The organism is Mycobacterium sp. SMC-2 (assembly GCF_025263485.1).
In the GTDB taxonomy this organism is placed as follows: domain Bacteria; phylum Actinomycetota; class Actinomycetes; order Mycobacteriales; family Mycobacteriaceae; genus Mycobacterium.
The window spans coordinates 3,358,193-3,362,557 of record NZ_CP079863.1 but is presented as its reverse complement, the minus strand read 5'-3'; the positions used below and the strand labels follow the sequence as shown (position 1 = coordinate 3,362,557).

General features: G+C 65.0%; 5 protein-coding genes. 3 read left to right on the top strand and 2 right to left on the bottom strand.

What is annotated here, in order from left to right; genetic code table 11:
* Positions 1-54: 54 nt before the first annotated feature.
* Positions 55-276, bottom strand: coding sequence for an MbtH family protein (locus KXD96_RS15820; protein ID WP_260737142.1), 222 nt, complete (start codon positions 274-276; stop codon positions 55-57).
* Positions 277-1,342: 1,066 nt separating this feature from the next.
* Here KXD96_RS15820 and KXD96_RS15815 point away from each other — a divergent pair.
* From KXD96_RS15815 to KXD96_RS15805, 3 genes are read left to right on the top strand one after another with little or no spacing between them, the layout of a single operon-like run.
* Positions 1,343-2,134 carry a GAP family protein gene (locus tag KXD96_RS15815; RefSeq protein ID WP_260737140.1) on the top strand — a complete coding sequence of 264 codons (792 nt, stop codon included), beginning with the start codon at positions 1,343-1,345 and terminating at the stop codon, positions 2,132-2,134.
* A gap of 45 nt (positions 2,135-2,179) precedes the next feature.
* A complete protein-coding gene (locus tag KXD96_RS15810; protein WP_260737138.1) occupies positions 2,180-2,383 on the top strand; it encodes an ANTAR domain-containing protein in 204 nt (67 codons plus the stop codon).
* A gap of 32 nt (positions 2,384-2,415) precedes the next feature.
* Entirely contained in the window at positions 2,416-3,006 is a 591-nt protein-coding gene (locus KXD96_RS15805) for a GreA/GreB family elongation factor (RefSeq protein WP_396878815.1), read from the top strand.
* 369 nt (positions 3,007-3,375) lie between these two features.
* Here KXD96_RS15805 and KXD96_RS15800 read toward each other — a convergent pair whose 3' ends face one another.
* A complete protein-coding gene (locus KXD96_RS15800; RefSeq protein ID WP_260737132.1) occupies positions 3,376-4,107 on the bottom strand; it encodes an isocitrate lyase/phosphoenolpyruvate mutase family protein in 732 nt (243 codons plus the stop codon).
* Positions 4,108-4,365 lie beyond the last annotated feature (258 nt).

The following is a 4,365-nucleotide window of genomic DNA, read 5'->3' as shown; positions in this document are numbered from 1 at the left end:
GAAATCCCCCCAAAACCCCTTCTTCGACTCTTTCATACCTAGACTGTCTAGACATCACAAACCGCGAGCGGACAGCCTCGCGCGCAGGCTCTTGGGACGAATATCGGGCCAATTTTGTTCGATGTAGTCGAGACACGCCGCGCGGTCGGCTTCTCCGTAGACCACCCGCCACCCCGCCGGGACGTCGGCGAAGGTTGGCCAAAGGCTGTGTTGCTCCTCGTTATTGACCAGGACGAAAAAATTTCCGTTATCGTCGTCGAACGGATTCTGCTGCAACGGACAACCTCCTACAGGCCAGATGGAAATTGCACGAAACGCTGCGCGCAGCACGGAACTCGCTGCAGCGCTTCAGAATTGGCCGTTAGTTTCGACCAGTATGCCGACCCACCCACCGGCACGATGCCCGTGCCAACGAGCTTTGCGGAGACCCCCGTCGTGAGGTGACCGTCATGGCTGTGGTTCTGGCCCCAGTTGTTTCCCCGGCCTGAACCGCAATGCCGTCCGCTGCGTCAACGGTAACCCGGAAGCGGGATACGCCGCTTCGCGGGGGCTCCCGTCGACGCACCAGCGAACCACTAGCAAGCTGGCGCTACGACTTTGGGTGTCGCACTCCACGGGCCGCCGGATACCCAACGCCAGATCGGGTAAACGTGTGAATTTTGTTCTTGCATAAGAGTTTCGCAACGTACGAGCTGTTTGACGCATGTCTCGTCCGCCAGCAAAACAAAGGTTTGTCCCGGGGACTTGGTCTGCCTAAAGACGACAAGCCTGATCCCGTGGCCAACGGCCACACGCTTCTTGTTTGCCAAAGCCGATTTGCGTGCCTGGCCGGCACGACGTCAAAAGATTTGCGGCCGGCTAACTCCGCCCCAGGGACCGGCGGGGGCAATCGTTTGAGCCGGCAGTCGCTATCACGCGACTGCGCAGGGCCGAGGGATACAACGGCGAACGAAATTGGCCGCAAGGGGCATCTCCCTCCCTACGCGACAGCAGCGGCGAGTGCCGAACGCGATTTGCTGTGCTAACTCCGCATCATGGCTTGCCGCAAGACGTACCCACGCGATGCCGTTGCTGGGGAACACGGACGGCGACACCGATGCGGTACCGAACGGCCGCCTCGTCCAGTCGAAACCCCGGTGGTTTCGGAGGCCGGCAACATCGTTGCCACGCGGCGATCTGGCCTCACGACCTTCTGAGCGACGGCGTCACCCGATCATGTTGCAGCAAACCACCATTCGAACACCGGCCCGACTCGCCCGCTGAAGACTTTGCAATCATTCCAAACGCCACAATTGCCTGTCGCGGTGTTTAGGGCCCCTTGGGCCCGGGTAGAACTGGCGCGATGTGGGGGTCAGTGCTGGGGTTGGGAATTCTGGCGGCGCTGAATCCTGTGCGTCTCGGCCTCGCCCTCTTGATGATCTCCCGGCCGCGGCCCGGGCCGAACCTGCTCGCCTACTGGGTCGGCGGCCTCACCGTCTGCGTGCCCGAGCTGCTCGCGCCGCTGATGTTGCTCAACTTCACGTCGGCGTTCGGCTCGTTAGGGCACGGCGGCACCACCAAAGCCACCAGCTCCACCCTTCCGCACATCCAGATCGGGCTCGGCGTGCTCGGGCTTTCGATCGCCGCGCTGATGGCCGTGCGTTTCTGGACGCGTCAGCGGTCGGAGGTTAGGGCATCGAGCGACCGATCCGCGGCCCGCACGCCCGCACCGGACACGCCGATCGCAATTCCACGATTCCTGCGCCGCGCGCGGGATGTCTCTCCCGAGGACCGCTCCGGAATCCGGCGCCCGCTGCACCGCGCCCACAGCGCGTGGGAGAAAGGTTCGTTGTGGATTGCCTGGGTGATAGGGCTGGCATCGGTGCCCGCCGACGGGGTGCTGTTCATTCTCGCGATAATCGTGGCCTCGCGGGCCGCGGTCGCCACGCAGGTCAGCGCCTCGATCGCCTTCGTCCTACTGATGTATTCGGTGGTCGAAATGATCCTGCTCGGCTATGTGGCCGCGCCGGCACGAACCCAGGCCCTGCTGCGGCAGCTGCACGACTGGGTCCGCGCCTATCACCGGCAGATTCTGGTGGCGGTCTTCACCGTGGTCGGGGTCTCGCAGCTGGCCCAGGGCATGCACGTCCTCTGAACCCGTAGGGGTTATCCCGTCGCATGACCGGGTAGTGAAGATTCAGTGGTCAGCCAGAACGAGCAACTGCGCCGCACCATCGAAACGCGGGACATGATCGGTCAGGCCAAGGGCACGCTTGTGGAGCGATTCGACATCGACGCGGCCGCCGCGTTCAAGCTGCTGGTCAAACTCTCGCAAGACACCAACGCCCGGGTGGAGCAGATCGCCCTCAGGCTGCTCGAGGTGGACCATCCCCCGAACGTGTAGGGCGCGACGAAATCCGGCAATCGCAACAACTCCTGACCGCCGGAGGATACAAAGGCAGCGTCTCGTTTCACGCACCCGTCTCTATCACGCCGCAGCAGCGCCGCCGCCTGCAGGACGAACTCGCCGCGCTGCGCTCCCAGCGCAGCATCGAGGTCCCCGACGAAGCCATGGATTACGGCGGCAATTGCGGCGCACGCCCCGCCCCGCGGCGAAGACGCATCCGCGAGATCGAGGACCTGCTGGCCACCGCCACCGTGCGTGACGATCCCGCAAGCGAACGGATCGCCGGCCCCGGCATGGTGGTGACCATTCGTTACGACGCCACCGGGGAAACGGAAACGCTGCTGCTCGGCCGGCGGGGCGCCGAAGGCGCCGACATCAAGGTGTACTCGATGGCGTCGCCGCTGGGCCGGTGCATCGCCGGTGCTCGCCCCGGCGAGCAACGCATCTATGCGATTCCCCATGACACCGGGCGGCCCGTGACCCTGCTCAAGGCCGCCCCGTACCAGGCCGCGTCGCGCAAAGCGCACGCCCGCAACGGTTGCGGCGCTCAACCGCCGGCGAACGGCGTCTTGGACCGGAAGCCATTTGGTCTCCACCGATGGAAAGGGGAAAGACCATGACTAGCGTGCAGCCCGCGTGGCTTACGCCGCAGGCCTACGCGCGACTCCGGCAGGAGCTGGCCACCCTGCGGGAGTTGTTCGACGGCACCGAGTTTGGCGATGACGCCGATGGCAGCGCCATCGCTGTCCAACGGCGTCGGGCTCACCGTCACGCTCCTCGACGCAGTGCCCTACGGCGTCTACCTGGCCGGCATGAACTAATTCCCCTCGCGACACCTGCAGTGCCCAGCGGTTTCAGCTCGGAAACGGTTGTGCCGACATGCTATTCGAGCTAATCGACCCAATGGCGATGATGTTCCTTGTGTTGGCGACGCTCTTTCTGATGATGGTGCTCGCTTATGGGCGAATGTGACGGCGCCTCGCCCACGCCTATTCCGTGAACAGCCGATTCAGCTCGTCGAAGCTCGCGGCGCCGGCCAGCCCCCCGAAGGAGCCGTCGTCAATCAATCTCCGCGTGGCACCGAGAAACGCGCCCCACGCGACCCGACTGAACGCCGAGCCGACGCTGATCCGGCGCACGCCTAGCTGCGCGAGGTCGCTCACCGTCAAACCGGTATCGGAGGACATCAGAACGTTGACCGGATATGGCCGCAGGGCGTCGATGAGGGTCGCGATGTCCTCTCTGGTGCGGACGCCCGGCGCGAAGAGCACCTCGGCTCCAGCCTCGGCGTAGGCCTGCAGGCGCCTGATTGCCTCGGCGAGGGGATCCGGGTGGCCGTAAAGGAAGCATTCGGCGCGGCCGGTCAGCATGACGTCGGCTCCCGCGTCGTCGATCGCCGAACGGGCGGCGCGGACCCGGTCGGTGGCTTCGGCCAGTTCGAAGAGCGGCGCGTCCGCGACGCCCGTGCCGTCTTCGATGGAGAGCCCGGCTACGCCGGTGGCGACGCAGCGCGCCACGTTGTTCGCCAGGTCACCGGCATCCCGGGCGTAGCCGGCCTGAAAGTCGGCATTGACGGGCACGCTGACCGCGGCCACTATCTCGCCGATGTTGTCCAGCGCCTCGTCCACGGACAGTGCGGTCACTGTGTCCGGCAGACCGCGCGTGAAGCTCAGCCCGGCGCTCGTGGTGGCCAACGCCGGAAAGCCGAGCTTGGCGAGCACGATCGCCGAGCCGGCGTCCCACGGATTCGGGATGAGAAAACACCCCTATTGGTGTAGCTGACGAAATCGGGATCGAACAGCGCTGCGTGGGTCCACGGGCCCGATTATGCTCGCGCCGACGTGACATCGCCATGCCGCCATTCGATCGGCTATCGCCACGAAATCGCCCGTGCCACTGTGCATCCGAATCAATTGTTGGATGCTCACGGCGCGGTCTCCACGTTCGGACCGCTAACGGCGCCGGCCCTGGCAAGCCAT

Excerpts from the sequence above, each read along its gene's own strand:
- KXD96_RS15815 (WP_260737140.1), top strand. The coding sequence starts at position 1,343 with ATGTGGGGGTCAGTGCTGGGGTTGGGAATTCTGGCGGCGCTGAATCCT.